This is a genomic window from Streptomyces longhuiensis, assembly GCF_020616555.1.
Classification (GTDB): domain Bacteria; phylum Actinomycetota; class Actinomycetes; order Streptomycetales; family Streptomycetaceae; genus Streptomyces; species Streptomyces longhuiensis.
On sequence record NZ_CP085173.1, the window covers coordinates 4,708,202 to 4,733,489 of the forward strand.

Sequence of the window (25,288 nt, forward strand, 5' to 3'; positions counted from 1 at the left end):
GCCTCGCCTGTGCTAACTATTGCAAGCGACTGCTTGCAAAAGTGCGCCACGCCACCCGGAAGGCGGCGTGAAACCTACGCGCGAGGGCCCGTTTCCGGTTCTCCGCCGAGGACTTGAGCGTCGATGACGTGCCCGCCCCCGGCCGGTCCGTTCCTGACGGGGCGGGTGAGGATCTTGGCCACGCACGCGGGTATGACCGCGCCCGGCTCGTGACTGCGGGCCCGGTACGCGCTCGGGGTCTCGCCGACCAGCTCGGTGAAACGCGAGCTGAACGACCCCAGCGACGTACAGCCGACCTCGAAGCAGACCTCCGTCACGCTCAGATCGCCCCGCCGCAGCAGCGCCTTGGCCCGCTCGACACGGCGGGTCATCAGATAGCTGTACGGGGTTTCGCCGAAGGCCGCCCGGAAGCTGCGTGAGAAGTGCCCGGGCGACATGTGCGCGGCACGCGCCAGGGCCGGGACGTCGAGGGGCTGCGCGTAGTCGCGGTCCATCATGTCCCGGGCCCGACGCAGCCTTACGAGGTCATCGAGCGTCACGCTGCCAGCGTACGGCCGGGCCCGGGCCCGCGTCCGGCCACTCGCCGCGAGACTCCGTTCCTCGTCCGGCCCTATTTCCCGTACGGATCGCCCGGATCACCGTCGAGGACGGTGACGACCAGGTGGCGCAGGCGCTCCGGTTCCGCGATCACGTCGATGCCCGTGATCAGGTCGCCGGTGACCGTGAAGACGAGCACCAGGAACAGGCGGCCGCCCGGCGCCATCACGAGGCCGGCCGAGCCGTCGATCAGCGCGGTACCGGTGAACAGGGCGCGGCCCGTGGCGGCCATCGCGCCGCGGGCCACCGTGGCGGCGCCGCGGACCACGACGGGCTCGGGGGTCGGGATGACCGTACGGTCCGCGTGGAGCACCACGTCCGGGTGGAGCAGGGCGACGAGCGCGTCGAAGTTCCCGCCGCGCGTGGCGGCCAGGAACGCCTCGACGACCTGGCGCCTGCGCGGCAGATCGTCGTCGGGCGCCGGGGCGACGCCCTTGACCCGGCGGCGGGCGCGGCTGGCGAGCTGCCTGGTCGCGGCCGGGGTCCGCTCGATCAGCGGGCCGATCTCGTCGAACGGCACGGCGAACATGTCGTGCAGCACGAAGGAGAGCCGCTCGGCGGGGGTCAGGGTGTCGAGTACGACGAGGAGGGCGACGCCGACCGAATCGGCGAGCAGCGCCTCCTCCTCGGGGTCACGCCCGTCCTCCGGGGCGGCGTCCGGGTCGGGGACGTACGCGTCGAGGGGGTCCTCACGGCGGTTCTCGCGGGCGCGCAGCATGTTGAGGCACACGCGCGACACGACCGTGGTCAGCCACCCGGTGAGGTTCTCGATGCCGGCCGGCGCGTCCCCGTCCCCCCGCTCCTCCCCGTCCTCGCGCTGCGCGTGCGCGTCGGCCGTACGGCTGAGGCGCAACCAGGTCTCCTGCACGGCGTCGTCCGCCTCGGTCACCGAGCCGAGCATCCGGTAGGCCACCGCGCGCAGCCGGGTCCGGTCCTTCTCGAAACGCTCGGAGAGCGATGCGTTCTCGTCCATCGGTCACATTCCTCGCTCGGCGCGGGTCAAAGAAGCAGACGTCGAGAACCTACCGACCCGGACGGGGCGCGAAGCCCCGGTCCGCGCAATCAACGGGAGTAGCCATGACTGCACCGATCCTGGTCACCGGCGGCACGGGCACGCTGGGCGGCCACGTCGTGCCCCTGCTGCGCAAGGCCGGCCACCCGGTCCGCGTGCTCAGCCGGCACGGCCGCGAGTCCGCCGACGGCGTCGAGTACGTGAGCGCCGACCTGCTCGACGAAGAAGACCCGGGACTGCGCACGGCGCTGACGGGGACCGAGATCGTCCTCCACCTCGCGGGCGGCCCCAAGGGCGACGACGTGGCGACCCGGAACCTGGTGCGGGCGGCGCAGCAGGCCGGGGTGAAGCACCTCGTCTACATCTCGGTGACCGGCGCGGACACGGTCCCGGTGGCCTGGGTCAAGAACAAACTGGCCGCCGAGCGGGCCGTCGCCGAGTCCGGCATACCGTTCACGACGCTGCGGGCCGCCCAGTTCAACGACCTCGTCCTCGGCGTGGTCGAGAAGATGACGAAGCTGCCGGTGCTCCCGGTCCCGGGCGGGCTCCGCTTCGAACCGGTCGACTCGCGCGACGTCGCCGCCCGCCTGGTGGAGCTGGCACTCGGCGAGCCGGCCGGCCAGGTACCGGACCTGGCCGGTCCCAAGGTGTACGGGATGGCCGAGCTGAGCGCCGGCTACCTCCGGGCCACGGGCAGGCGCAGGCCGAAGCTGCCGGTCCGCATCCCCGGGAAGGCGGGCCGCGCGTACCGGGCCGGGGAGAACCTGGCGCGCGCGGGTGCGGCCAGGGGCGAGCGGACGTGGGAGGCGTTCGTCGGCGAGCGGGTCGGCGGGTGACGGGGTGCACCGGACGCGCTCCCAGGGGTGTGCCAAGTTGCAGATAATCCGTAACGGATCAAATTGACTACCCTGGGACGCATGACCTCCATGGCGCCCACCCGCACCGAACCGGACCTCTCCTTCCTGCTCGACCGCACCAGCCATGTGCTGCGTACACAGATGGCGGCGGCCCTCTCCGAGATCGGCCTCACGGCCCGGATGCACTGCGTACTGGTGCACGCCCTGGAGGAGGAGCGCACCCAGGCGCAGCTCGCGGAGATCGGCGACATGGACAAGACCACGATGGTGGTGACGGTCGACGCCCTGGAGAAGGCGGGCCTCGCCGAGCGGCGCCCGTCGGCACGGGACCGGCGGGCGCGGATCATCGCGGTCACGGAGAAGGGCGCGCAGGTCGCCGTGGAGAGCCAGGCGATCGCCGACCGCGTCCACGAGGAGGCGCTCGGCTCGCTCCCCGGGGCGGAGCGCGAGGTTCTGCTGCGCGCGCTGAACCGCCTGGTCGACGGCCACCTGGCCACATCGCCCGAGAGCCCGCGCCCGGCACCCCGGAGGGCACGCCAGCGCTAGCCACCCACCCCCGCTCACCTACTCACCCCTACATGCGCCCGTAAAAGATAGTCTGCAACAAAACTATCTGCTACGGTCATTCCTGTTGGCCCACAGCGGCTCCCGCAGTGGCCCTTTGACAGGAGATGACCGCACATGCCTGCCGTGTCCGCACCGTTCCGCACCCTTCCGGCACTCCTCACCCCCCAGCGCTCCAGGTGGCCGGCCCTCGGCGTCCTGGCCACGGGGATGCTGATGACGGTCCTCGACGGCAGCATCGTGACCGTGGCGATGCCGGCCATCCAGAGCGATCTGGGGTTCACCCCGGCCGGCCTCAGCTGGGTCGTCAACGCCTACCTGATCGCGTTCGGCAGCCTGCTGCTGCTCGCCGGGCGGCTCGGCGACCTCGTCGGACGCAAGCGGCTGTTCCTCGTGGGCACGGCGGTCTTCACCGCGGCCTCGCTCCTGGCGGGCGTGGCCACGAGCCCCGCGGTCCTGATCGCGGCGCGGTTCCTCCAGGGCGTCGGCAGCGCGCTGGCGTCCGCCGTCAGCCTCGGGATCCTCGTCACGCTGTTCACCGAACCCCGCGAACGCGCCAGGGCCATCGCCGTGTTCAGCTTCACCGGAGCCGCCGGGGCCTCGATGGGGCAGGTCCTCGGCGGCCTGCTCACCGACGGCCTCAGCTGGCACTGGATCTTCTTCATCAACCTGCCCATCGGGCTCGCGGCCCTCGCGGTCGCCGTGCCCGCCCTGCCCCGCGACCGAGGCCTCGGGCTCAGGGCGGGGGCCGACACGGCCGGCGCGCTGCTCGTCACCGGCGGCCTGATGCTCGGGATCTACTCCGTCGTCAAGGTCGAGGAGTACGGCTGGACTTCGGCGCGCACGCTCGGGACCGGGGCCGTCGCCGCGCTCCTGCTCGCCGGGTTCTTCGTCCGGCAGGCAAGGGCACGTACGCCGCTCATGCCGCTGCGGATCCTGCGCTCGCGCAGCGTCGCCGGGGCGAACCTGGTCCAGATGCTGATGGTGGCCGCGCTGTTCTCCTTCCAGATCCTGGTCGCGCTCTACCTCCAGCAAGTCCTCGGCTACGGCGCCGCGGAGACCGGCCTCGCCATGCTCCCCGCCGCCGCCGTCATCGGCGTGGTCTCCCTCGGCGTCTCGGCCCGCCTCAACGCCCGCTTCGGCGAACGGAACGTGCTGCTCACCGGAATCGCGCTCCTCGTCGGCGTACTCGGACTCCTCGCCCGGGTCCCCGTGCACGCGCACTACGCCACCGACATCCTCCCGGTGATGCTCCTCGCGGCCGGTTTCGGCCTCGCCCTGCCCGCGCTCACCTCGCTCGCCATGTCCGGGGCGAGCGAGGCCGACGCCGGGCTCGCCTCCGGCCTCTTCAACACCACCCAGCAGATCGGCATGGCCGTCGGCGTCGCCGTGCTCTCCACGCTCGCCGCGTCCCGCACCCGCTCGCTCACCGCACAGGGCGGCACCCGCGCCGAGGCCCTCACCAGCGGCTACCACCTGGCCTTCACGGTCGGTACGGGTCTGCTGGTCACCGCGTTCGTGATCGCGTACGGGGTGCTGCGCAGGCCCCGTACGACGGCCTGATCAGCCCCCACACCCACCACCACACCGCACGGAGGCGTCATGACAGCGAAGAGTGGCCCCGCACCCCGGACCCTCACGGACGAAGAGCTCCACCTGCTGCTGGCCCGCGGCCGGTTCGGGACGCTGGCCAGCGTGCGGCGCACCGGGCACCCGCACCTGTCCACCGTGCTCTACCACTGGAATCCCGAGGAGCGTGTCGTGCGCGTCTCCACCACGACCGACCGCCTCAAGGCCCGTCAGCTGCGGAGCGACCCGCATGCCGCGCTGCACGTCACCGGCCCCGACCTGTGGTCGTTCGCCGTCGCCGAGGGCGAGGCCGAGGTGTCGGACGTGACGGCCACGCCCGGCGACGCCGCCGGGCGCGAACTGCTCGCCATGACGCCGGGGTTCGACGACCCCGCGCAGGAGGCGGAGTTCCTCGGCCGGCAGGTCGAGGAGAGCCGCGTGGTGATCAGGCTCCGCGTGACGCGGCTCTACGGGACGGCGCTCGACATCCCGAAGTGAGCGGGCGGCTCAGGACGCCGCGGAGAACGGCAGCGGCCGGCTGTGCACGACGTCGAGGCGGGACACGGCGCGGGTCAGGACGACGTACAGCCGGTGCAGGCCGCGGCGCTCGGCCTCGGCCACGGCGGCCGGCTCGACGGCGACGACATGGTCGTACTCGAGCCCCTTGGCGACGGACGCCCCGAGGACGGTCACGCGCGCCCGCGAATCATCCGGCCCGCCCACCTCGATCCCCTTGTCCGTCAGGGCCGTTCGCAGCAGCCGCACCGTCTCGTCATCGGCCGCGACGACGCCCACGGACCCCTCGTGCGCCAGCGCCTCGCGCACGGCGTCGACGGTCTCCGCGACGACGTCCTGCGTCTGACGGATCCTCACCTCGCCGTCGCGGCGCAGGGAACGGGCGGGCGGCACGTCCACGTCGAGGAGACCGAGGAGGCGGTTGGTGAGGGCGACGACCGCGCCGGGGACGCGGAATCCCGTCGTCAGGGGCGCGATCAGGGCGTCGGGCTTGCCCAGGTGGCCGAGCAGCTCGTCCCAGGTGCGGGCCGCCCACGGAGTGGTGCCCTGCGCGAGGTCGCCGAGGACGGTGAGCGAACCGTACGCGGCACGGCGCGCGATCGACCGGGCCTGCATCGGGGAGAGGTCCTGGGCCTCGTCGATGACGATGTGCCCGTAGCCGGCGGGGTGTTCGAGGAGTCCGGCGACCTCGTCGAGGAGGACGACATCGGCCGCCGACCAGGAGGCCGAGCGGAAGGAGCGCGGGGGCTTCGCCCACAGGATCGCCCGCTGCTCGTCGGCGTCGAGGATCCCGTCCGCCGCAGCGGCGAGCGCGTCCGGGTCGCCGAGGAGCCCGGCCACGACCTCCTCCGGCCGCACCCTGGGCCACACCGCGTCGACGTACGCGCTCATCGGCCGTGCCCTGCCGACCTTCTGCAACCAGAGGTTGTTCACCGGCCCCGACCTGCGTTCGGCCTGCTCCTGAAGGTGCCGCACGGCCCGGCTGCGTACGCGCTCCCGCCCGACGGCGTACGGCGGCTCCTCCTCCCGTACGCCCGCCACGATCCGCCCGAGCACACCGGCCGGCACGCGCCAGCGGTACGAACCGTCGGGGACGGCGAGGGAGTCGGTGACGGCCTCGGGGCGCACGCGGGAGTAGAGGGCGCGGCGCAGGACCTCGGCCATGCGGGCGTCGTGCTTCACGGCGGCCGCGGCCCCGGCGTCCTCGTACGTCCGCGCCCTGGCCACCGTCGTGCTGCTCTCCTCCACGAGGATCTCCTCGATGGTGGACTGCCGCACGCCGCTCTCGCCGAGCGCGGGCAGCACCTCGGAGATGTAGGTGAGGAAGGTGCGGTTGGGCCCGAGGATGAGGAGTCCGCCGCGCTGGACGCGCTGGGGGTGGGTGTAGAGGAGGTACGCGGCCCGGTGCAGGCCGACCGCCGTCTTGCCGGTGCCGGGGGCGCCCTGCACGCAGACGGAGGTGGCGAGATCGGCGCGGACGAGGTCGTCCTGGTCGGGCTGGATGGTGGCGGCGATGTCGCGCATCGGGCCGACGCGGGGGCGCTCGATCTCACGGGCGACGATGCGGCTGCCCGCACCGGAGGCGGGAGCGGACCCGGACCCTTCCGCGGACCCGCCGTCCACCGTGAGCCACTCGTCCTCCAGGCCGGTCAGATCGGCGGAGTCGCCCTTGCTCGCGGGGGCCCATCCGAAGCGGCGCCGGACCGCGACGCCTTGCGGTTCCTGGGGGCCGGCCTGGTAGAAGGCGCGTGAGACGGGGGCGCGCCAGTCGACGACGAGGGGCGGGGCGGACGGGTGTTCGACCACGCGCCGCCGCCCCACGTGGTAGCTCTGCCCGGCGTGGTCGCCGTCACCGTCGGCGAAGTCGAGGCGCCCGAAGAAGAGCGGGACCTCGGGCAGTTCGTGCAGCTCCTTGGCCTTGCTGCGCAGCTGGTACCCGAGCACTTCGGCGTCGGCCCCGGAGGCGGAGGCGTTCTCGCCGATGACGACCTGTTCGTCGGCGCCCTCGATCATCGCGGCGAGGGCGGCGCGGCAGAGGTCGTGGTGGTGGCGTTCCTGGACGAGGGTACGGAGATCGGCAGAATCGGTCACCGAACGAGAATAACGTAACCGAGTAACATTTTTTACTGACCCTCGAAATGCCCGAACGCCCCGAGCCCGCACTCCAACTGCCGAAACCCCAGCTCAGCGGCGTCCACGGCATCCGGCCACACCTCGTCGGCGCTCTCCCCCTCGGCGATCCGCCGCCAGTTCTCCAGAGCGAGAATCCGCTGTACGGCCACGATCTGCCCGGCCGCGAGCCGCGCCCCGGCCCCCTCGCCGAGCGCGCCGGCGAGGATCTTCTCCGACCGCTCCTGATACCCGTAGGCCCGCGCGACCAGCGAAGGGGTGCCGTAGAGCAGTCGGTGAAAGGCGAGCACCGCGGGGTGGTCGTTCAGCCCGGTCACCGGGTCGCGCCGCTCCAGCCCGTCGAGAAAGTACGCCCGCAGCGCGGCGAGCGGCGTCACGCCCCCACCCCGCCCGGCGACGACACGTGCGGCCTCGCCCTCGTGATCGGCGAACCGGTGCAGGACCAGGTCTTCCTTGGTGGGGAAGTACCGGAACAGGGTCGGCTTGGAGATCTCGGCGGCGGCCGCGACCTCGGCGACGGACACCTTGTCGAAACCCTTCTCCAGAAACAGCCCGATGGCCGCCTCGGAGATCGCCTGATACATCCGCTGCTTCTTCCGCTCACGGAGGCCCATGTCGCCGGTGTCGCCACTCATGGGCGAAAGCGTACGCAGGGCGGTCGGGTGTCACGCGCCGGGAAGCGGCCCCGCCGTCCGCGTACCGCCCTGGTCCCCGCCCGGGAGCGCACGGACCAGATAGGGATTCGTGACGGATCGCGTGCGGAGCCCCAGATTGGCCGTCGCCGCGTTGAGCGTCATCGCGTACGAGTCCACCGCCCTGCGGACGTTGGGGGCGTCGAGACTGGCGTTGGCGACGAGCCGGTCGAGGTCCACGTAGGCGGAACGGACGGTCTCCAGGCGGCGGTAGAAGCGCCGGTCGTCCTGCCAGCCCTTGGTGTACTCGTCGGGCAGCTGACGGCTCCAGCGGGCGAACATCCGTTCCTGGATCCCCGGAGCCGTCGGCGTCAGATGCATGTGGCGGATCAGGTCGTACAGGGGGTCGCCGACCATCGCCATTTCCCAGTCGATGAGGACGAGGCCGCCGTCCTCGCGGCGCACGAGGTTCCACGGGTTGAGGTCGCCGTGCAGGAGGACGGACGTACGCGGGGCCAACGGGCTTATCGTCAGCAGGTCGTCCAGGAAAGCGTGGTCGGGCAGGCCGAGCTGCCTGCCGAATTCCTTGGTGCTGCGCGGCAGTTCCCGTACGAGCCGACGCATCTCCGCTCTCAGAAGATGACTGAAATCCTGGGCGGGTCCTCCCCCGCTCAACGAGGAGTGGTCGACCTGCGTCAGCTCGCAGAGCTGGTCCACCAGGTCGTCGGCCTCCCGCGGGGTCAGCCCGTCCACGGGGTGGGCCGGTCTACCGCGCCGGTCCGCCGGCCCCTCGTAGGTATGGATGGTGAACTCGTCCCCGAGCTCACTGATGCCCCGGGCCAGCGCCCGCGGAGCACGCACGTCCCGGCCGGCCTCCTCGATCGCCCTCAGGACGTCGTACTCGTCGAGGAAGCGCCGCTCCAGCGGGCTGACCGAACTCGCCTTGCGCCGCACCATGACGCGGTGGGGGAAACCATTCACCTCCACGACCGTGCTCAGGTTGGCCGTCCCCTTGAACACCTGGTCCGCGGGCGCGGCACCCTCCGCGTACAGGGCTCGCGTCACCGCCGGATCGGGGAAGTCGGGGTGCGGCCGGTCCCGGTCGTCGCGCACCCAGAAGAACTGGGCCGTGTCCCGGTCGACGGCGTGCTGTCCGCCCCGCGACTTCTGCCAGCGGTAGAGGATCTTCGTGATCGTGGACTCGTCCGGCACGCTCGTGAGCTTCAGCGGATCCCTCGCGGTCGCCAGGGCCCGGTGCACCTCGCGCGCCGCGGCCTCCAGATCCGCCTGGCCGTAGTGGCCGAGAAGCGAGTTCGCCGCCCGCATCACGTCCGGATAGACGGACTGGGCCCGCTCGAAGTCCACGTAATGATCGAGATCCTGCTCGAAGCCGTTCACGGCTTCGGGGCGCCGTTGCAGCATCGCCTTCCGCCACGCGTCCTGCACCGCCCGCCACTGGGCGTCCGGGTACCGCATCCGCACCAGGTGGGTGGCGAGGTCGTGCAACGGGTCGCCGTAGGAGGCGAGCTCCCAGTCGACGCAGATCAGAGGCGGACCGTCGCCGTAGGGAAGGATCACGTTGTCGCGGTGCAGATCGGTGTGGAGCAGGCTGAACGGGCGGCTGATGAGCGTCGGCAGTCGCTCCGCGTAGTCCGTCAGGGCGCGCTCGCCCACGCCCAGCTGAGCGAACAGACCGCCAAAAGCAGTCCAATTGGGCCGCCTGATCTGCTCCTCCGCGGCGAGCACCAGGGCTCTCAGATACGACGTCCTGCCCTGGTTCTTCCGTGGCCAGTGCTGCGACAATGCGGGCAGCGCGGTCCGCTTGACCTGCGTCATGTCGGCGAGCAGCTCCGCCAGGGCGCTGACCACGGCCCCGTCGACCTTGGTGCCGCTGGGGCAGACGCTGGACAGCGGCAAGCCCTCCACAAAACTGAGCACGGTCGTGCCCCGCCGCCTGAACAGACACTTGGGCACATGGGGCAGCGCCCCGCGCACCGCGTCGAGGATGGCCGCTTCGTCCTGCCAGGTCCTGATGACCACGGGCAGCGCGTCCTCGATCGGCTCCCGCACGATCACGAACTCGTCCTGCGCACAGCCCAGGATCCGGCGCTCGCCCTCGACGGGCTGCCCCACCCAGTTCTGGTTGTGGTGCCCCCGCACGAGATCACCCTGCTTCTTGGCGCGGGTGATGAGGCTGATGTACGCAGAGTCCGTCGCAGCCGAGAAGACGGGGGGACAGGGCGCAGGCGAACCGCCCACGGGCCACTCCTGGATAGTCATGCGAATCCGGTGGAAATTGTGCACACCTTAATGGCCGCGCGGGACCCCGACGACTCGAGTCCGTCGAACCGTGGGCCAATTGGGGATACGGCCGTCATCACGTTCGACCGACAGCGCGCTTCAGCGTTCGGCGATCAGGTTCCAGACCGAACCGAACCAGGCCCCCATGCTCTCCACGAAAACGGATCCGCGGGAGTTGGGATCGCCGTCCCTCACGTAGTGCGTGAGCGTCGCCCCCAGGCCCAGGACATCGAGAGCCAGTATCTCCTCGCCGCTGTCCAGCACGATGGGACGCTCGATCACCTCGTACGGACCGTGCAGCGCCTCGCCCCCGTTGAGCAGATAGAGCTTGAAAGCCGGCGTCAGAGGGACGTGGCGGACCTGGAATTCCGCCACGGGAACAAGGCCCTCCGCCTGCAGCTGACGAAGCTCGCGCCGGATGGAAACGGTGTGCCGGTGGGTGATGCCCAGCAGACGCTCCCGCAGGCGTGGATCGTCCGGATCGCCCTTTGCCTGTGGATAGGGCAGCTTGAGGGATTCGGACGGCAGCAGGATTCGGATCCCGACCTTCTCCGGGGCGGTCTCACCCGAGCGGATCCGCTCGGCCTGAACCCTGATGTGCGTGTCGAGTGACTCCGAGGTGAGCGTGTAGACGTCGAGGGTGACCTCGGGCTGCTCGAACGCCTCGCTGATGAGCGGTCCGAGCGACACACGGCCCTCGTGGGACGCCTTCGCCGTGTACGACTGGATGCGCTGGTTCTTGAGTACGCGGGACCCACTGCCCTGGCGTGACTCGATCCAGCCCTCGCCGGCGAGTTCCCTGAGCGCCCGCTGCACGGTGTCCCGCGAGACGTGGAACCGGTCGGCCAGCTCACGCTGCGGCGGAATCAGACTCCCGACCGGGTAGGTGCCATCGGCCAACCGGGCGCGCAGCTCTTCGGCGACGCGCCAGGTCTCCCTGCCGCCGCCGTCACGTCCCCGCCCACCGGCCATGAGGGGACCGTACCTCTTTCAGTCCGCGGGCACACCGAATCCGGTCAACTTGCCTTCCAATACGGACTGTTGGTTACCCGATCATTCAGGTAGGGGAAATCCAATTCAGTCAACCAGTCCAATTGGACGGCTAGTTGATCGCTCTTAGACACATGCCAAGGGGTGGGAACATGGTCATCATTCAGTTGCTGTCGACCCTGGTGGTCCTCGGCTTCGAGCAGCTCGTCCAGTGGCGCTACGGGGCCTTCGGGCTCTTCGCGCTGGTCCTGATCACCGCGAGCATCCGGATGCGCAGCGAGAGGTGGCTCGCCGTGGGCGCTGTCCTGCTCGTGCTGCTGACGATGCAGGCCTGAAGGCGCCCGGGCGGTCACCCCCGCTCCCGCAGCACCCCCAGCAGCGGCTCCAGCGACGACACCACCGTCTCCGCTCCCGCCTCCCTCAGTACCTTCGCCTTGCGTTCGTTGCGTGCGTAGCCGAGGAACGCGATGCCAGCCGCGGTGGCCGCCTCGAAGTCCGAGGGGGTGTCACCGATCATCAGAGACGCCCCGGGCGTCGCGCCCAGGGCGCCGAGGGCGCGTTGCACGCAGTGCGGGTGGGGCTTGAGGAGGTGGAGGTCCTGGGTTCGGCCGTAGATGTGCGGGGCGAAGCAGGTCGTGAGGCCGCGTGTGGCCAGGTAACGGGACGCCACCGCCGGGGAGTTGTTGGTCGTGACGGCCAGGTGGGCGCCCACCGCGTACCACGTCCTGATCAGCGGGTCGGCGTACTGCGTGGGCCATGCCGAGGCCACTGCCGTGAGCTCCTGCTGGGTGAGGCGTTCCTCCAGTTCCACGACCAGGTCACTGCCGGGGCGCCGGCGGTCGACGGCGCGCAGGACGGCGTGCGGGTCCGGTTCCGCGCGCTCCTCCTCGGTGAGCAGACCGTGCAGGCCGCGCTCCTCCAGCCACCGCACCTGTTCGACGGCGACCCGCTCCGCCGAGTGCCCCGCGAAGAGCCGGCAGATCGGCCCGTCGAAGTCGAAGAGCACGAAGCGCGCCCTTTTGATCAGTTCCCGAAGTGATTCCGTCGCTTCAGCCACCGGAACAGTCTGCTTCGTTGCATCAGAAGTCACTAGGAGAGTGTCAGGTCCGTGGTGATGGTTTCCCAGAGGGCGTCGAACCACTTCTGCGATTCCTCCACGAACGCTGTGTCCCGCTGCCCCGCGCGCTTCTCGAACGAGAACAGCAGCGACTCCGTGCCGAGCGTGTCGTACATGTCGAGCGTGCCGCTCTCGATCTCCTCCTCGCGCCGCGTGACCAGGTAGTACGAGAGGAGCGCCTCGTTCCCGTTGAGCAGGTAGAGCTTGACCGGCGGGGTGAAGGGCAGCGCGCGGAAGGTGACCCGTACGTCGATGCCGTGCGAGGAGCGCAGCGAGCGCAGGTTGTGGCGCAGCACCTGGCCCTGCGCGTTGCGCTGGTCGAGCCAGCGCTTGTGGACGAGTTCGGCGTCGCCCTCCTCCGTGGCCGAGACCGGGAAGGCGAGATTGATGTCCCGGCCCGGCAGCAGGATGCGCACGTCGACCGAGTCGGGCTGTATGCGGCCCTCGTGGATGAAGCGCAGCGGCTCGCCGAGCGCCAGCATCAGGGTCTCCGCGGTGAGGCAGACGGCGTCGATCCGCACCTGCGGCGACGCGAACGCCTCGGACAGGCGTGGGGCCAGGCCGACCATCGTGCGCTGCGGCTCGTCACGGGCCGGGGTCTGCTCGGCGATCCTCGGCGGGCTGCCCTTGCTCACGTTGCTGAGCAGGCCGTCCTCCTGGAGGGAGCGCAGGGCCTGCCGTACGGCGCCGCGTTCCACGCCGAACTCCTCGGCCAGCTCCGCCTGTGTCGGCAGCCGCTCGCCCGCACGGAGCTCACCCGCCTTGATGCGCTCCCGCAAGACGTCGGCGATCTCCTGGGGCGAGGACCTTCTGCTGCCGTTCACTGCAACGCTCTCCTGAGTCACAACCAAACGCTACAACTAACCACCACTTGGCGGGAGTTGTTGAAGAGTTGTTTATTTATCACGACCAAGTGGGGACAACTTCATAGTAGTTGGTTGCCAACTTTGAGCAAGATGGCCGAAGGAGGAACCACCATGTCCGTCCTCACCTTCTTCTCCGCGGTGTTCGTGATCACTTTCGAGCAGCTGGTCCAGTGGCGCTACGGTCCCGTCGGGATCACCGGCCTGCTGCTCCTCACGATCGGCGTCAAGGCGAAGAGCCCCACCTGCAGCTCCATCGGGGCCGTACTCCTGGCCCTGATGCTCGCCGGACCCGCGCTCTGACTTCGGCCCGCGGGTCCGCGCGCCCTCACGGCGTGAGCGTCAGGTCCGAACTGATCGTGTTCCAGAGGCTGTCGAACCACAGGTGGGACTGCTCGACGAACGTCGTCTCCCGCAGCCCCCGCCCCTGTTCGAGCGGGAAGAGCACCGACCGCGTGCCCTGCACCCCGTACGTCTCCAGGTACTCCTGGTCGATCCGCTCGCCCCGCCTGGTCAGTGTGTAGTACGCGAACAGCGCCTCGCTGCCGTTGAGCAGATAGAGCTTGATCGGTGGCGTGAACGGCAGCGCCCTGAACGTGACGTGGACGTCGATCCCGTGCGTGGAGCGCAGGGCGAGGAGATTGTGGCGCAGGACCTGCCCCTGCGCGTTGCGCTGCGCCAGCCAGTTCCGCTTGAGCCGGGCGTCCGCCGCGCCCACCCGCGTCGGGAACGCGAGGTCGATGTCGCGGCTCGGCAGCAGGACGCGGACGTCGACCTTGGCCGGATTCGAACGGCCGGCGTGGATCTGACGGAGCGGCTCCCCCATCGCGAGCGTCAGCGAGACCGCGGTCAGGCACAGGGCGTCGATCTGGACGTGCCGGGCGCCGAACGCGGCGGCGACGCGCGGGCCGAGCCCCACCATCGTGGGCTGGGGCGACGATCCGGGACCGGTGAAGGCGGGGCCCGTGTGCTGCGCGACGGTGGCCGGGGTCCCCCTGGACACGTCGGCGAGCAGGCGTTCCGAGCGCAGGATGCTCAGGGCCTGGCGCACGGCGGCGCGCTCCACGCCGAACTCGTCGGCGAGGCGCGCCTGGGTCGGCAGGCGCTCACCCGGCCGCAGCCGGCCCGCCCTGATCCGGGCGCGCAGCTCGTCGGCCACCTGGCGATACGTCGCCGGTGGCTCCCGGCGACCGTCGACCGCGGCATGTTCCGGACCCACAGACGAACCCTACAACTTCCCGCCATCTTTGGGGAGTTGAGGGAAAGGTGGTTATGGGTCGGCGCTAGGCGGAGATAACTTCAGTGGAGTTGGTTGCCAACTTGAGCCACATGGTCGGACATCCGCAAGGGTTGGCCCGGTTGGTCATCACTCCCGAACTGAAGGGGGACCAGACATGCCGTTCATCGCCATCGCCGTAGCAGCCCTCGCCATCGGGTTCGAGCAGCTGATCCAGTGGAAGTACGGGCCGATGGGCATCATCGCGTTCGTCGCGCTCTCCATCGGCCTCAAGGCCAAGAACAACCTCATCAGCGGCATCGGGGCCGTGATCCTCGTGATGCTGCTGGCCCAGAGCGGCTGACCGGGCTCCCTTCCGGAGGGGAGCCGGGAGCCCGGTCACGCCACGGCGTCACAGCGCGCCGTCAGCACGTCAGCACGTCAGCACCACAGCACGGTTCGGGAGACGCACGCCGGCGCACCTCGCCGAGTGCGCCTCAGAAGATGTCCGGGCACCACGGGCGCCTGGACGTACGCAGCAGGGCGTCGGCAATGGCGGCGGCGCCCGCCCTCTCCTCCCTGACGCGGCCGAGCGCGGCGAGCCGCACCGCGGACTCGTCGCCCAGCCACAGCGTCCCCAACTCGCTCACGTCCAGCGTGAGTTCGGGTTCCTCCGAGGTCGGTGCGCACACCGCACCCCCAGGCTCCGCGTCCAGCCGGTAGCGGCCCCCGGAGAGGCCGGTCGCGTCACCGACCTCGAGGACCAGCGATCCCGTCCCCGTATACGTACGCGCCTCCAGGGCCCGTACGACATCCAGGATCCGCACCCACAGCCAGTCCGCGTGCGTGACGACGCGGGCCGCGCGCGGGTCGGGCAGCAGATGCGGCAGCAGGTCGTCCGGGGCCCGGTGGCCCGTGCGGACGGTCGCGATCCAGTCGACGGAACAGACGTAGTGCCACAGGGCGCGCTCGGCGGCCGGGGTGACGGCGATCAGGTCGCGCACGGTCGCCGTGTTGTGCGGCTGCTTGGTGTCGCTCCAGTTGTCGTCGACGGCGTAGACGATCAGGCCCTCGACCTCGCCGTTCGGCGCGCGGTAGACCGCGTAGAAGGGCTCTTTCCAGGGATCTTCCGGGGTTTCGAGGCGTCCGGTGGTGCGGCGCCACCAGAACCCGTCGCGGTCGATGACTCCCGGCCTGCTCGCGCGCAGCCGCTCGTGCAGCTCCGGGCCCGTCTTGCGGACGTCCTCGCCGTCGACGAGGTCGATACGGCCCCCGTCGTCCGGGACCGGCCGACGCGGGTCGAGCCCGGCGCGCGGCACGTCCACCGCCCACTCGGTGAGCGACGTGGCGGGCCCGAAGCCGAACCGGCCGTAGATCGGGTACTCGGCGGCGATGAGCGTCGCGACGACGTCACCGCGGGCCTTCGCGTCGGCGAGGTCGCTCGCCATCATCCGGCTCAGGAGGCCGCGCCGGCGGTGGGTGGCGCTGACCGTGACGTTCGAGATCGCGTCGGCGGGGACGGCCGCGCCGCCCGGCACGGTGAGCTCCTGAGGGAACGAGCGGAAGGTGGCGACGCAGCGCCCGCCGTCGAACGCGCCCAGGATCCGGGAGTCGCGGGCCTGTTCCCTGCGTTTGTCGAGGGTTTCCCGCGAGTCGGGGGTGCTCCGCAGGAAGCCGGTGTTCAGCGCGCGGGACCAGTCGGCAAACTCGTCATCTGTGATCGGCCGTACGTCGATGTCGTCGCGGGTCATCCCGTCACGCTAAGCGGCGTCCGAGGGGCGGGGCCACCCGTTTACCGCGTGGCCCCGCCCCGGCGGCTGCCGGGCCTAGAAGACCGCGCGGATCTCCCCCACGACGCCCCCGCCGCCGTGCAGCGGCGCCTCGCCGATGCGGGCCACGACCTCGCCGTCCACGCCCAGCATCCGCAGCGCGCGGGCCAGGACCGGGCCGAGCGCGCGCGTCGCGCCGTCGTCGATCTTGAAGGCGAGCGCCCGTCCGTCCGGGAGCGCCACGGCCTGGACCGCCTCCGCGCCCATCTTCGACAGGACGCCGGGCACCTCGCGCATCAGCCAGGTGTCGGGACGGCGCGTACCGGCGACGTACTCGGGGTGCGTGCGCATCGCGTCGGCGACCCGGCGCTCCGCCGAGCCCTCGGGGGCGAGTACGAAGTGGCGGAAGGCACGGGCGAGGCCGGTGAGGCTGATCGCCATCAGGGGCGCCCCGCAGCCGTCCGTACCTACCGCGGCGACGGGCTCGCCCGCGGCCTCCTCCACGACCTCGTGGATGAGCTTCTGGAGCGGGTGCTCCGGGTTCAGGTAGGAGTCCTTGGGCCAGCCGTTCAGATCGCAGGCGGCCAGCATCGCCGCGTGCTTGCCCGAGCAGTTCATCGTGACCCGGTCCCGCACGGCGCCCGCCGCCAGGTACGTCTCGGTCTCGACGGGGTCGAGCGGCAGGTCGGGCGGGCACTGGAGCTCGGCCGGGGTCAGCTCGTGCTCGGACAGCATCTTCTGGACGAGATCGCGGTGGAAGATCTCACCGGAGTGGCTCGCGGCCGCGAGCGCGAGCCGCTCGCCCGACAGGTCGAGGCCCGCGCGCAGCACGCCCGCCGCCTGCATCGGCTTGTTCGACGAGCGGGGGAAGACGGGAGCGGTCACGTCCCCGAGGGCGAGCTCCACGGTCCCGTCCGCGGCGAGCACGACCAGGCTGCCTCGGTGATGGCCCTCGACGAAGCCGGAACGGACGACCTCGGCGAGGACCGGGGGTATGGCGGCGGCGGAGGAGGGGGACATCGGTGGCCTTCCGGGGCGGGTCCATGGCGGGCCATGGACAGACCCGCCCCGCAGCGGGCCACCGGGGTCACCGGTGCGGCCGCGTCACGCGAGCAGGTCGTCTACTTGTGCTTCGCCTTCACGGTACCTGCGGGCGATCTCGGCGCTGCAATCGTCGGCCGTCGACTGGAGCAGGTGGCGGCGGCGCGAGACCTGCTGCTCGTAGCGCACGAGGCGGCCCATCGCCGTGTCCAGCTCATCGTCCGTCCGGGCGTCCAGGTCGGACAGCTCGACCTCGGCGAGCATCTCGGCGGCGAGGCCCCGGTACTCCTCGCTGCGGGGCGTGCCGAGGGTGACGTGGCGGGCGGAGGAGCGGTGCCGGGCGGTCTTGTCGGTGAGGATCTCGGAGAGCCGGTCCACGACCGGCGCCTCGGGGTCCCTGCGGCGGGCGACCTCGGCGCGCAGGATGTCGATCCGGCCCTGGAGCAGCCGTCGTACGTAGCTCAGGTCGGCCTCGTCCTGCTGGGCCTCGCGGCGCAGCGTGCGCAGCTCGGGAAGGCGCAGCGCGGACAGGTCGTGGCCGGGCGGCTCCGGAAAGTCCGGGCCGGCGACCCGCTGCTTCGGCGGGCGCGCCGTGCTGAGGCGGTTCGTACCGGTGATGCGACTGGCGTGCGTCAACGAAACGGGGGCCCCTGGAGGCTGCCCGATGCTCGATGTGTGGCTCATTGCGTCCCTACCGTCCCCTCGACCGGACCGACGCGGTGCACCGCGTGGGAGCATCGTGCCACTCCGAGTGGCCGCTCTGTGCACGAGTGCCCCTAATCCGCCCCGGATGGGCGGTTCGGGAGCACGGCATGATGGTCCGTATGCGTGCAGTGGTGCAGAGGGTGGACGGCGCGAGCGTCGTCGTGGACGAAGAAGTGGTCGGCGAGATCAAGGGCGAGGGCCTGTGCGTCCTCGTGGGGGTCACCCACGAGGACACCAAGGAGAAGGCCGCCCAACTGGCGCGCAAGCTCTGGTCCGTACGGATGCTCGCCGACGAGAAGTCGTGCAGCGACATCGACGCACCGCTCCTGGTGATCAGCCAGTTCACGCTCTACGGGGACGCCCGTAAGGGCCGCCGCCCCACCTGGAACGCGGCGGCGCCCGGGCCGGTGGCCGAGCCGCTGGTCGACGAGGTCGTGGCGCAGCTGCGCGCCCTGGGGGCGACCGTGGCGACGGGCCGGTTCGGGGCGCAGATGCGGGTGTCCCTGACGAACGACGGCCCGTTCACGGTGCTTCTGGAGATGTAGCCACGGCGTGGCTAGGGCTCGACGACGACTTCCTGCGCGGCCGCGGTCGTGTCCACGATGAGGTCCGCGTCCACCGGCACGTTCCGCTTCACCAGGGCGAGCGCGATCGGACCGAGTTCGTGGTGGCGTACGGACGTCGTCACGAAGCCCAGCTTGCGGCTCTCGGGGCCGTCGGACGCGAGCCGGACCGGGGCGCCGTGCGGGGGCAGGTGCACATCGCTGCCGTCCAGGTGCAGGAAGACGAGGCGGCGCGGGGGCTTGCCGAGGTTCTGCACGCGGGCGACGGTCTCCTGGCCGCGGTAGCAGCCCTTCTGGAGGTGGACGGCGGTGCCGATCCAGCCGAGCTCGTGCGGGATGGTGCGGTGGTCGGTCTCGAAGCCGAGGCGCGGCCGGTGGTTCTCCACGCGCAGCGCCTCGTGGGCGAGGAGCCCGATCGCGGGCCCGTTCTGCTCCGCGTACGCCTCCAGGTCGGCGCGCGGCAGGAACACGTCGCGGCCGTACGCCGTCTCGCGCACCGCGACACCGTCCGGGACCTGCGCGATCGAACCGGCCGGCAGCTGGACGAGGGCGAACTCCTCGGTGCGGTCGGCGACTTCGACCCGGTAGAAGAACTTCATCGACTCCAGGTAGGCGATCAGCGCCTCCTGCGTCCCGGGCTCGACGTGCGCCCACGTGGTGGTGCCGTCGTCGACGATGTAGAGGGCGTGCTCGATGTGGCCGTGCGCGGAGAGGACGAGCGCCTCGGTGGCCTGGCCGGCCGGGAGGTCGCTGACGTGCTGCGTGAGCAGCAGATGCAGCCACGCGAGCCGGTCGTCGCCGGTGACGGTGATGACGCCGCGGTGGGAGAGGTCGACGAGGCCGTTGCCGTCGGCGAGGGTGCGCTGCTCGCGGAACAGGTCGCCGTAGTGCGCGGCGACGCCTTCGTCCACGCCCTCGGCGGGAACGGCGCCGGGCAGGGACAGGAGGGGGCTCTTCATGTTCACAGACACTACGACGAGCACACGGACGCGCTTATTCCTGCGGAGCCGCTCATTCCTGCGGAGCCGCGGATTCCTGCGGGCCGTCTTGTTCCTTGGCGTCCTGGCCGTCCCGCTGGGAGCAGTCGGTGCAGCGGCCGAAGATCGCGAAGTGCTTGAGGTCCGTGTCGAAGCCGAAGGTGTCGCGCAGCTTCGCGGTGAACTCGGCGGCGACCTCGACGTCGGCCTCGATCACGTTCGTACAGTCCCGGCACACCAGGTGGATGTGGTGGTGCCGGTCGGCGAGGTGGTACGTCGGCGCACCGTGCCCGAGGTGGGCATGACTGACGAGCCCCAGCTCCTCGAGCAGCTCCAGGGTGCGGTAGACCGTCGAGATGTTGATCCCCGACGCCGTCTTGCGCACTTCGCAGAGGATGTCGTCGGGGGTCGCGTGCTCGAGGGTGTCGACGGCCTCGAGGACCAGCTGACGCTGGGGCGTCAGCCGGTAGCCGCGCTGCCGCAGGTCGCTCTTCCAGTCGGTGCTCACCACACCGCCGAGTGTAGGTCCACTTGCCGGGGACGACTTCGGGACCGCTCGAAGAACGCGAACGGCAACGGGAGCGGGAGCGAGCGCGAGCGCGACTACCTGACGGGACTACTTGAAGAAGGCGATGCCGTCGTCGGGCAGGTCCGGGAGGTTGCGGGCCATCTCGGCCACGTCGTCGGGGGAGACGACCTTCTTCAGCTGGGCCGACATGTAGGGGCGCAGCTCGACCTCGGGGGTCTGCTTCTCGCCCACCCACATCAGGTCGCTCTTCACATAGCCGTAGAGCCGCTTGCCCCCGGTGTACGGGCCCGAGGCCGCGGTGCGCGCGACGGCGTCCGTGACCAGGTCGATCTGCGGCTTCTTGTCGGCGAGCTCGCCGTACCAGACCTCGACGACGCCGTCGTCACGGACCATGACGACCTCGACCTTGCGGTCCTTGTCGATCCGCCAGTACCCGGACTCGGACTCCAGGGGCTTCACCTTGTTGCCCTCGGAGTCGAGGATCCAGGTGTGCGAGTGGTACTCGAGGAAGTCCCGTCCGTCGTGGGTGAAGGAGGCCTCCTGCCCGAAGTTCGCCTTCTCGGCGCCGGGGAAGTCGGTGACACCCGCGCCCGCCCAGTTACCGAGGAGGAACACCAGGGGGACGAGGTCGGGGTGCAGGTCGGACGGGATCTCGATCATGGTCTGCGAAGCGTCTCTCTGGTGGGGGTCAGCGCTGGCCCTGGTACAGCTTCTTCACGGTCAGCCCGGCGAACGCGAGAACGCCGACGCAGACCAGAACGAGCAGAGTGGAGAAGAAGGCCTCAAGCACGGGGTGCTCCTCGGTGAGCGGTGGTCGGTACAGAGCCGGGCCCCACTTTAGTCGGGTGGGGCCCGGCTCTCTCGATGAGGTCACCCAAGCGGGGTGCGGCGGTCAGCCGAGGAGCTGGCTCTGCAGGACGACGGTCTGCTGGAAGGTGATCCGGGGCGGCAGGGCGGCCTTCCCGGACTGGATCACCAGGGCGATGACGTCACCGGCCTCGATGTAGGCGTATCGCACCGCCGTCCTCCCGTACGGCTTCGCCTCCGTGAAGACGTTCCGCTTCGTGTACTGGACGTCGACCTTCTCCGCCCAGCCGCCGTACTCCTCGTCGGCGTACGGCGCGTCCGCCGGGGAGGACACGTTGTCCGTCAGGTCGGCGTGGACGATCCGGGTGAAGGCCGCAGAGGTGAAGCGCAGCGCGTAGATCCGCGTACGCGTGCCGTCGGGCGTGGTCCAGCCGCGGGCCGCGATCTGCCGCAGCCCGTCGTCCTTGAGCTGCTGTCCCAGGTCCTGGCGCCCCTCCTTCTCGTACGCGTCGAGGTACACGGACGTGGGCAGCCAACCGTCCTTCCCGGCCAGCGCCTTGTCCGGCGTGGCGCCCCGGGGCAGGGGCAGGACGAGCTTGCGCAGATCGGCGTAGTGGGTCTCGCTGTCGTTGCCGTCGGCGAAGGGGGCCGGGGAGCCGTCGGGCAGCGGGGGCTTCTCGATCGCCGGAAAGGTCCAGCGGCCGTCACTCTCGGTGGCCAGGCCCGGCAGATCGGTGCGTTTCTGCTCGGTGACGCCGTACGCGGTGGCCGCGCCGATCACGCCGAAGACGACGACGGCGGCGGTCCAGCGCAGGACGGCGCGCAGGACGCGCCGGTCCCTGGGGGCGGGCGGGGCCTCCTCGGCAGGACCGGTACCCGGCTGCTGCGGGGACCCGGCGGCCACGGGGTCCTGCTGCTGCGGAACGTCCGCGGCCACGGCTTCCTGCCGCTGCGGCTCCTCAGCCGGCCGCGGCGTCTCGGCCCGCCGCGGCGTCTCGGCCCGCCGCGGGGCCTCGGCCTGCTGCGGCTCCTCGGCCGGCTGCAGTGTCTCGCTCATACGAGCTGCCCTCCCTGCGACGTCAGGCGGTCGAGCTGCTGGGCGAGCAGGCCGGCGACCTCGGCGGTGTTGAGCGGCTTGGGGCCGTACCCGGTGGCGGTGACCAGCACGTCGTCCTCGTACGCGCTGCAGAGGACCATTTCGAGCTTGCCCTTGCTGTCCTTGGGCGCGAGGAAACAGTCGGCGTTGCGATGGCCCTTGACCTTCGGCCCCTTGGGGAACACGCCGACCGAGCGCAGGAACTCGCTGCGGAACTCCTTGAGCTGACGCCCGGCCCTGCGGTTCTGCATCTGGGCGAGCTGCATGTCGACGACGAGGGACTTCTTGGCGTCGTCGGACCCGAATCCGATGGAGCCGCTCAGCTGGTAGCTGCGCATGGCCATGCCCCTGAGCTTCAGCTTGTCGATGGCCTTCTCCTGCGCCTCGCGCTGGCGGGAGGGCAGGTTGCGCGCGCCCTTCTTGAGGCGGGCGGTGGCTTCGCTGCCGGTGAGGGCCTTGTCGTTGCCGTACTCGTCGATGTCCGGGCCCAGCCGGTAGGCCTTGGGGACCGGGAGCAGCCGGGCGCTGAGCCCCTGGGCCTTGGCCTGGCCGGGCTTCGCCTGCTTCTGCTCCTTCGGCTTCGCCCACACCTCGGTGGGCGCCGAGCGGTCGGCGGCGTTCACCTTCATGACGGTGAGGGTGGTGCCGGCGCCGACGGCGAGCACGACGGCGCAGGCCACGGCCACGACGGGCCAGCGGCGGGCCGCACTCCCCGCGACGGGAGCGGGAACCGTGGCGACGGGGGCGGGATCCGGGGTGGGCCCGGGTTCGGAAAGCTGTGTGTCCAGGTCGCTCACAGTCGCTCCAACTGGCGCTTCGCGAGAGACATCACGGTCTTCTCGGGGATCGGCCTGGTGTCGTACAGGCGAATGTCCATGACGATGTCGCCACGGGCGGCGAGCGCCCTGGCCTGGTACACCGGGAGGTAGCCGGCCTCGGTGTGCGGCTTGTCGTAGACGTAGACGCGGCCGTTGCCGCTGCCGGTGAGCGGCACCCCCTCGTTGCCCGCCCAGTCGCTGTCACCCATGTAGCTCTGCTGGCCGTCCAGGAACTTGCGCGAGCCGGAGTCGGTGTCGTCCCGGAACTGGATGAGCTGGACCTCCGTCGTGGACTGGCCGCGCCGCCAGGCCTCGATGGTGGCCCGGCGGAAGCCGCCCTCGGCGAGCTGCCCGAACATCCAGCGCGGATCCTTGAAGCGGTTCGCGAAGGCGTACTGGTTCATCCAGCCCTGCCGCGCGTCCGCCTTCTGCGTCCCGGCAGGCCTGGGCGCGAGGAGCTTGCGCAGATCGCCGTCCTGGGCCCGGGGCGCCACCTGGGGCCCCTCGCCCTTCGCCTGCCCGACCACTGCCAGGGACAACGGCGGCAGCGCCGTCGGCTCCCGGTCCGCCTGTACGACGTAGCCGGTGCACACGCCCGCGACCGCGCCGAGCAGGGCGGCGCAGGCGATCAGCAGGGTGGTGCGGCCGCGGCGGCGCGGCCTCTCCGGCACCACGGGCACGGACGGCTCCGGCGCCCCCTGCGGTATTCGTTCGTCATCCAACGGGTCCCCCACGGAACTCGAAGCGCGGATTCCGTATCCGCGCGCACAGGAGACCCACAGGCAACATCCCTGGTTGTACGGCAGTTGATTACGATTCAGCCATGGCGAACAAGCTCGTGATCAAGGTGACCGCGGGGGCCGATGCCCCCGAACGCTGCTCGCAGGCCTTCACGGTCGCGGCGGTGGCCGTGGCCAGCGGCGTGGAGGTCTCGCTCTGGCTGACCGGTGAGTCGTCGTGGTTCGCGCTGCCGGGTCGCGCCGCCGAGTTCGAGCTGCCGCACGCCGCGCCGCTGCCCGACCTGATCGAGTCGATCCTGGCGGCCGGGCGGATCACGCTGTGCACACAGTGCGCGGCCCGCCGCGAGATCACGGAGAAGGACGTCATCGAGGGCGTCCGGATCGCCGGTGCTCAGGTCTTCGTGCAGGAGGCGATGACGGACGGGACGCAGGCGCTCGTCTATTGACGCGGCGCGGACCTACGCTTGAAGCATGTACTCGCGGCGTCGTCACCTGTACTTCGCCATGATGGGCTTCTGCATCGGCCTGTTCGTCCTGGCCTGGGCCGTCGTGCGCCTCTGGTCCGTGCCCGCCGCGGTGGCGATGTGCATCGTGGCGATGGTGATTCCGCCCGTCGCCGCGATCGTCGCCAACCGCCGCGGGCCCGACGACCGCTGGTGGGACGACCCCTCCGGCGACGCGAAGTCCGACGAGTGGTGGGACGAGCTGGACGGCAAGAAGCGCCCCCAGGACCCGTACGACCCTTAGCCCTCAGGCCACCCACGGAGTCCTAGGGCGTGTAAGACGACCCCTAGGACCCCTGAGACCCATAAGGCCCGTGAGACCCCGAGGCTGCCCCTAAGCCCCATAAGGCCCGTGAGGCCCGTGAGGCCCGTGAGGCCCGTGAGGCCCCTAAGCCATTCAAGGCCCGTGAGGCTCCAAAACCCCCGAGGCCCCTAGGCGCTCTCGCCCCCCTCGGCCCGGCCTGCGCGGCGCATCGCGACGATCTCCGCGACCGTCTCCAGCCACCGCGCCGCGCGCGTCTCGTCACCCGGCGCCTCGGCCACCTGCGCCGCCATATCCAGCCAGTCCCGCAGGCAGGCGGACGCCGCCCCCGACGGCAGCGGCTCGGGCAGCGCGGCCGCGTACGCGAGGCCGCCGGCCCGGACGATCTTCGCCACGTACGTCACCGAGCGCGGCAGCACGTCGAGCCGGTCGAGGGTGACCGCGGCGGCGATCGCACCGTCGCCGAAGAGCGCGGTGCGGAAGGCGTCGCGGGTGAGGCCGTGGCGCAGCAGCGTCGAGACGTCGGTGGCGGCGAGCACCTCGTCGTCGGTGCGCGGGGAGCGGTCGTGGACCATGGTCATTCCGTTCCGTTCCGTCGTTCCGTCGGTCCGTTCCCGTGCAGGTCAGCGGACGGTGATCGTGTAGACGTAGTAGGCGACCTCGTCGTCCGACTTGGTCGGGGCCGCCGTGTCCGTGGCGGTCGGGACCGGACTCGCGCTCACCTCCGCGGCGCTCCCGCACAGGCCGTGCGGGCAGAACAGCAGCTTCACCGTCGTCCTGCCGGACGCGCGCGCCTCGAAGTCGAAGAACTGGGCACCGTCACCGCTGCCGATGAGGTCCTCGTCGCCCCCGTCCTCCTCCTCGCGCCGACCCTGGTACGTGACGACGCCCGTGTCGGGGCGCGGGCTCGCCAAGTACCAGTTCTGGCCGAGGGCGGGGCTGGCCGGGACCTCCAGCGTGAACGTGTCTCCCTTGTCGACGGAGACGCTCCGCTCACCCGGCCCGAAGGCGGTGGGCCCGGTGGAGCCGCCGCATCCGGAAAGGGTGACGAGGGCGGCGGCCGAAGCGGCCGCGGTACGCACGATGTTTCGCATTCGCGGGGTGTTTCGCATTC

The 25,288-nt window shown here is 71.0% G+C and carries 30 protein-coding genes; 10 read left to right on the forward strand and 20 right to left on the reverse strand.

Annotation, left to right across the window (positions count from 1 at the left end):
• Positions 1-74 precede the first annotated feature (74 nt).
• Both LGI35_RS21800 and LGI35_RS21805 read right to left on the reverse strand, forming a co-directional pair.
• The gene (locus tag LGI35_RS21800; protein WP_227295631.1) at positions 75-539 is read right to left on the reverse strand and encodes a helix-turn-helix transcriptional regulator; all 465 of its coding nucleotides are present in this window, start codon (positions 537-539) and stop codon (positions 75-77) included.
• Between the two features lie 71 nt (positions 540-610).
• The gene (locus LGI35_RS21805; RefSeq protein ID WP_227295632.1) at positions 611-1,570 is read right to left on the reverse strand and encodes a sigma-70 family RNA polymerase sigma factor; all 960 of its coding nucleotides are present in this window, start codon (positions 1,568-1,570) and stop codon (positions 611-613) included.
• A 104-nt stretch (positions 1,571-1,674) separates the two neighbouring features.
• On the opposite strand from LGI35_RS21805, the gene LGI35_RS21810 reads away from it, so the two are divergent.
• The 4 genes from LGI35_RS21810 to LGI35_RS21825 all read left to right on the forward strand — a co-directional run bounded on the left by LGI35_RS21810 (position 1,675) and on the right by LGI35_RS21825 (position 5,097).
• The gene (locus LGI35_RS21810) at positions 1,675-2,445 is read left to right on the forward strand and encodes an SDR family oxidoreductase (RefSeq protein ID WP_227295633.1); all 771 of its coding nucleotides are present in this window, start codon (positions 1,675-1,677) and stop codon (positions 2,443-2,445) included.
• A gap of 81 nt (positions 2,446-2,526) precedes the next feature.
• A complete protein-coding gene (locus LGI35_RS21815; RefSeq protein WP_227295634.1) occupies positions 2,527-3,012 on the forward strand; it encodes a MarR family winged helix-turn-helix transcriptional regulator in 486 nt (161 codons plus the stop codon).
• A gap of 135 nt (positions 3,013-3,147) precedes the next feature.
• Positions 3,148-4,593: an MFS transporter gene (locus tag LGI35_RS21820; protein ID WP_227295636.1), complete on the forward strand. Its 1,446-nt coding sequence runs from the start codon at positions 3,148-3,150 to the stop codon at positions 4,591-4,593.
• A 39-nt stretch (positions 4,594-4,632) separates the two neighbouring features.
• On the forward strand, positions 4,633-5,097 hold the full coding sequence (locus tag LGI35_RS21825) for a pyridoxamine 5'-phosphate oxidase family protein (RefSeq protein ID WP_227295638.1): 465 nt from the start codon (positions 4,633-4,635) through the stop codon (positions 5,095-5,097).
• 9 nt (positions 5,098-5,106) lie between these two features.
• Here LGI35_RS21825 and LGI35_RS21830 read toward each other — a convergent pair whose 3' ends face one another.
• The 4 genes from LGI35_RS21830 to LGI35_RS21845 all read right to left on the reverse strand — a co-directional run bounded on the left by LGI35_RS21830 (position 5,107) and on the right by LGI35_RS21845 (position 11,150).
• Complete coding sequence (locus LGI35_RS21830) at positions 5,107-7,206, reverse strand: HelD family protein (RefSeq protein WP_227295639.1); 2,100 nt, start codon at positions 7,204-7,206, stop codon at positions 5,107-5,109.
• Between the two features lie 32 nt (positions 7,207-7,238).
• Entirely contained in the window at positions 7,239-7,880 is a 642-nt protein-coding gene (locus LGI35_RS21835; RefSeq protein ID WP_227295640.1) for a TetR/AcrR family transcriptional regulator, read from the reverse strand.
• Positions 7,881-7,910: 30 nt separating this feature from the next.
• The gene (locus LGI35_RS21840) at positions 7,911-10,157 is read right to left on the reverse strand and encodes an aminoglycoside phosphotransferase family protein (RefSeq protein WP_227295642.1); all 2,247 of its coding nucleotides are present in this window, start codon (positions 10,155-10,157) and stop codon (positions 7,911-7,913) included.
• A 120-nt stretch (positions 10,158-10,277) separates the two neighbouring features.
• Complete coding sequence (locus tag LGI35_RS21845; RefSeq protein WP_227295644.1) at positions 10,278-11,150, reverse strand: GntR family transcriptional regulator; 873 nt, start codon at positions 11,148-11,150, stop codon at positions 10,278-10,280.
• Between the two features lie 170 nt (positions 11,151-11,320).
• Between LGI35_RS21845 and LGI35_RS21850 the strand changes: the two genes are divergently transcribed.
• Entirely contained in the window at positions 11,321-11,503 is a 183-nt protein-coding gene (locus tag LGI35_RS21850) for a hypothetical protein (protein ID WP_227295646.1), read from the forward strand.
• A 14-nt stretch (positions 11,504-11,517) separates the two neighbouring features.
• On the opposite strand, the gene LGI35_RS21855 is transcribed toward LGI35_RS21850, so the two are convergent.
• Positions 11,518-12,225, reverse strand: a complete 708-nt coding sequence (locus LGI35_RS21855) for an HAD family hydrolase (RefSeq protein WP_227295648.1) — start codon at positions 12,223-12,225, stop codon at positions 11,518-11,520.
• 32 nt (positions 12,226-12,257) lie between these two features.
• Positions 12,258-13,136 carry a GntR family transcriptional regulator gene (locus LGI35_RS21860; RefSeq protein ID WP_227295650.1) on the reverse strand — a complete coding sequence of 293 codons (879 nt, stop codon included), beginning with the start codon at positions 13,134-13,136 and terminating at the stop codon, positions 12,258-12,260.
• A gap of 126 nt (positions 13,137-13,262) precedes the next feature.
• On the opposite strand from LGI35_RS21860, the gene LGI35_RS21865 reads away from it, so the two are divergent.
• Positions 13,263-13,451, forward strand: a complete 189-nt coding sequence (locus LGI35_RS21865; RefSeq protein WP_227295651.1) for a hypothetical protein — start codon at positions 13,263-13,265, stop codon at positions 13,449-13,451.
• A gap of 25 nt (positions 13,452-13,476) precedes the next feature.
• On the opposite strand, the gene LGI35_RS21870 is transcribed toward LGI35_RS21865, so the two are convergent.
• Positions 13,477-14,367: a winged helix-turn-helix domain-containing protein gene (locus LGI35_RS21870; protein ID WP_227295653.1), complete on the reverse strand. Its 891-nt coding sequence runs from the start codon at positions 14,365-14,367 to the stop codon at positions 13,477-13,479.
• Positions 14,368-14,542: 175 nt separating this feature from the next.
• Here LGI35_RS21870 and LGI35_RS21875 point away from each other — a divergent pair, with 175 nt between their 5' ends.
• Positions 14,543-14,728 (forward strand): hypothetical protein, encoded by a 186-nt coding sequence (locus LGI35_RS21875; RefSeq protein WP_100595631.1) that lies wholly within the window; start codon positions 14,543-14,545, stop codon positions 14,726-14,728.
• A gap of 133 nt (positions 14,729-14,861) precedes the next feature.
• Here LGI35_RS21875 and LGI35_RS21880 read toward each other — a convergent pair whose 3' ends face one another.
• The 3 genes from LGI35_RS21880 to LGI35_RS21890 form a co-directional block, all read right to left on the reverse strand.
• Positions 14,862-16,115: a GNAT family N-acetyltransferase gene (locus tag LGI35_RS21880; RefSeq protein ID WP_227295655.1), complete on the reverse strand. Its 1,254-nt coding sequence runs from the start codon at positions 16,113-16,115 to the stop codon at positions 14,862-14,864.
• A 75-nt stretch (positions 16,116-16,190) separates the two neighbouring features.
• Positions 16,191-17,153, reverse strand: a complete 963-nt coding sequence (locus tag LGI35_RS21885) for an asparaginase (protein WP_227295657.1) — start codon at positions 17,151-17,153, stop codon at positions 16,191-16,193.
• Between the two features lie 84 nt (positions 17,154-17,237).
• On the reverse strand, positions 17,238-17,858 hold the full coding sequence (locus LGI35_RS21890) for an RsiG family protein (protein WP_116512279.1): 621 nt from the start codon (positions 17,856-17,858) through the stop codon (positions 17,238-17,240).
• Positions 17,859-17,998: 140 nt separating this feature from the next.
• Between LGI35_RS21890 and dtd the strand changes: the two genes are divergently transcribed.
• A complete protein-coding gene (gene dtd / locus LGI35_RS21895) occupies positions 17,999-18,424 on the forward strand; it encodes a D-aminoacyl-tRNA deacylase (protein WP_227295659.1) in 426 nt (141 codons plus the stop codon).
• 11 nt (positions 18,425-18,435) lie between these two features.
• Here the strand turns inward: dtd and ygfZ are convergent, their stop codons facing one another.
• From ygfZ to LGI35_RS21925, 6 genes are all read right to left on the reverse strand, one after another.
• Positions 18,436-19,401, reverse strand: a complete 966-nt coding sequence (gene ygfZ, locus LGI35_RS21900; protein ID WP_227295661.1) for a CAF17-like 4Fe-4S cluster assembly/insertion protein YgfZ — start codon at positions 19,399-19,401, stop codon at positions 18,436-18,438.
• 52 nt (positions 19,402-19,453) lie between these two features.
• Entirely contained in the window at positions 19,454-19,930 is a 477-nt protein-coding gene (locus LGI35_RS21905) for a Fur family transcriptional regulator (protein WP_227295663.1), read from the reverse strand.
• A 105-nt stretch (positions 19,931-20,035) separates the two neighbouring features.
• Positions 20,036-20,608, reverse strand: coding sequence for a heme-binding beta-barrel domain-containing protein (locus LGI35_RS21910; protein WP_227295665.1), 573 nt, complete (start codon positions 20,606-20,608; stop codon positions 20,036-20,038).
• A 232-nt stretch (positions 20,609-20,840) separates the two neighbouring features.
• Positions 20,841-21,812 carry a hypothetical protein gene (locus tag LGI35_RS21915; RefSeq protein WP_227295667.1) on the reverse strand — a complete coding sequence of 324 codons (972 nt, stop codon included), beginning with the start codon at positions 21,810-21,812 and terminating at the stop codon, positions 20,841-20,843.
• Entirely contained in the window at positions 21,809-22,648 is an 840-nt protein-coding gene (locus tag LGI35_RS21920) for a hypothetical protein (protein ID WP_227295669.1), read from the reverse strand. Before LGI35_RS21920 ends, LGI35_RS21915 begins: the two co-directional genes overlap by 4 nt.
• A complete protein-coding gene (locus LGI35_RS21925) occupies positions 22,645-23,349 on the reverse strand; it encodes a hypothetical protein (RefSeq protein WP_227295671.1) in 705 nt (234 codons plus the stop codon). Before LGI35_RS21925 ends, LGI35_RS21920 begins: the two co-directional genes overlap by 4 nt.
• Before the next feature lie 143 nt (positions 23,350-23,492).
• Between LGI35_RS21925 and LGI35_RS21930 the strand changes: the two genes are divergently transcribed.
• Together LGI35_RS21930 and LGI35_RS21935 are read left to right on the forward strand one after the other, a co-directional pair.
• Positions 23,493-23,855 carry a DsrE family protein gene (locus tag LGI35_RS21930; RefSeq protein WP_100595624.1) on the forward strand — a complete coding sequence of 121 codons (363 nt, stop codon included), beginning with the start codon at positions 23,493-23,495 and terminating at the stop codon, positions 23,853-23,855.
• A 25-nt stretch (positions 23,856-23,880) separates the two neighbouring features.
• Positions 23,881-24,156: a DUF3099 domain-containing protein gene (locus LGI35_RS21935; RefSeq protein ID WP_227295673.1), complete on the forward strand. Its 276-nt coding sequence runs from the start codon at positions 23,881-23,883 to the stop codon at positions 24,154-24,156.
• A 188-nt stretch (positions 24,157-24,344) separates the two neighbouring features.
• On the opposite strand, the gene LGI35_RS21940 is transcribed toward LGI35_RS21935, so the two are convergent.
• Positions 24,345-24,755: a hypothetical protein gene (locus LGI35_RS21940; RefSeq protein ID WP_227295675.1), complete on the reverse strand. Its 411-nt coding sequence runs from the start codon at positions 24,753-24,755 to the stop codon at positions 24,345-24,347.
• 42 nt (positions 24,756-24,797) lie between these two features.
• Positions 24,798-25,268: a protease inhibitor I42 family protein gene (locus LGI35_RS21945; protein WP_227295678.1), complete on the reverse strand. Its 471-nt coding sequence runs from the start codon at positions 25,266-25,268 to the stop codon at positions 24,798-24,800.
• Positions 25,269-25,288 lie beyond the last annotated feature (20 nt).

What these genes read in the sequence shown, in the direction of transcription:
- LGI35_RS21805 (WP_227295632.1), bottom strand. Translation starts at nt 1,570, where the DNA reads ATGGACGAGAACGCATCGCTCTCCGAGCGTTTCGAGAAGGACCGGACC.
- LGI35_RS21810 (WP_227295633.1), top strand. Translation starts at nt 1,675, where the DNA reads ATGACTGCACCGATCCTGGTCACCGGCGGCACGGGCACGCTGGGCGGC.
- LGI35_RS21815 (WP_227295634.1), top strand. Translation starts at nt 2,527, where the DNA reads ATGACCTCCATGGCGCCCACCCGCACCGAACCGGACCTCTCCTTCCTG.
- LGI35_RS21820 (WP_227295636.1), top strand. Translation starts at nt 3,148, where the DNA reads ATGCCTGCCGTGTCCGCACCGTTCCGCACCCTTCCGGCACTCCTCACC.
- LGI35_RS21825 (WP_227295638.1), top strand. Translation starts at nt 4,633, where the DNA reads ATGACAGCGAAGAGTGGCCCCGCACCCCGGACCCTCACGGACGAAGAG.
- LGI35_RS21835 (WP_227295640.1), bottom strand. Translation starts at nt 7,880, where the DNA reads ATGAGTGGCGACACCGGCGACATGGGCCTCCGTGAGCGGAAGAAGCAG.
- LGI35_RS21840 (WP_227295642.1), bottom strand. Translation starts at nt 10,157, where the DNA reads ATGACTATCCAGGAGTGGCCCGTGGGCGGTTCGCCTGCGCCCTGTCCC.
- LGI35_RS21845 (WP_227295644.1), bottom strand. Translation starts at nt 11,150, where the DNA reads ATGGCCGGTGGGCGGGGACGTGACGGCGGCGGCAGGGAGACCTGGCGC.
- LGI35_RS21850 (WP_227295646.1), top strand. Translation starts at nt 11,321, where the DNA reads ATGGTCATCATTCAGTTGCTGTCGACCCTGGTGGTCCTCGGCTTCGAG.
- LGI35_RS21865 (WP_227295651.1), top strand. Translation starts at nt 13,263, where the DNA reads ATGTCCGTCCTCACCTTCTTCTCCGCGGTGTTCGTGATCACTTTCGAG.
- LGI35_RS21875 (WP_100595631.1), top strand. Translation starts at nt 14,543, where the DNA reads ATGCCGTTCATCGCCATCGCCGTAGCAGCCCTCGCCATCGGGTTCGAG.
- LGI35_RS21880 (WP_227295655.1), bottom strand. Translation starts at nt 16,115, where the DNA reads ATGACCCGCGACGACATCGACGTACGGCCGATCACAGATGACGAGTTT.
- LGI35_RS21885 (WP_227295657.1), bottom strand. Translation starts at nt 17,153, where the DNA reads ATGTCCCCCTCCTCCGCCGCCGCCATACCCCCGGTCCTCGCCGAGGTC.
- LGI35_RS21890 (WP_116512279.1), bottom strand. Translation starts at nt 17,858, where the DNA reads ATGAGCCACACATCGAGCATCGGGCAGCCTCCAGGGGCCCCCGTTTCG.
- dtd (WP_227295659.1), top strand. Translation starts at nt 17,999, where the DNA reads ATGCGTGCAGTGGTGCAGAGGGTGGACGGCGCGAGCGTCGTCGTGGAC.
- ygfZ (WP_227295661.1), bottom strand. Translation starts at nt 19,401, where the DNA reads ATGAAGAGCCCCCTCCTGTCCCTGCCCGGCGCCGTTCCCGCCGAGGGC.
- LGI35_RS21910 (WP_227295665.1), bottom strand. Translation starts at nt 20,608, where the DNA reads ATGATCGAGATCCCGTCCGACCTGCACCCCGACCTCGTCCCCCTGGTG.
- LGI35_RS21915 (WP_227295667.1), bottom strand. Translation starts at nt 21,812, where the DNA reads ATGAGCGAGACACTGCAGCCGGCCGAGGAGCCGCAGCAGGCCGAGGCC.
- LGI35_RS21930 (WP_100595624.1), top strand. Translation starts at nt 23,493, where the DNA reads ATGGCGAACAAGCTCGTGATCAAGGTGACCGCGGGGGCCGATGCCCCC.
- LGI35_RS21935 (WP_227295673.1), top strand. Translation starts at nt 23,881, where the DNA reads ATGTACTCGCGGCGTCGTCACCTGTACTTCGCCATGATGGGCTTCTGC.
- LGI35_RS21940 (WP_227295675.1), bottom strand. Translation starts at nt 24,755, where the DNA reads ATGACCATGGTCCACGACCGCTCCCCGCGCACCGACGACGAGGTGCTC.
- LGI35_RS21945 (WP_227295678.1), bottom strand. Translation starts at nt 25,268, where the DNA reads ATGCGAAACATCGTGCGTACCGCGGCCGCTTCGGCCGCCGCCCTCGTC.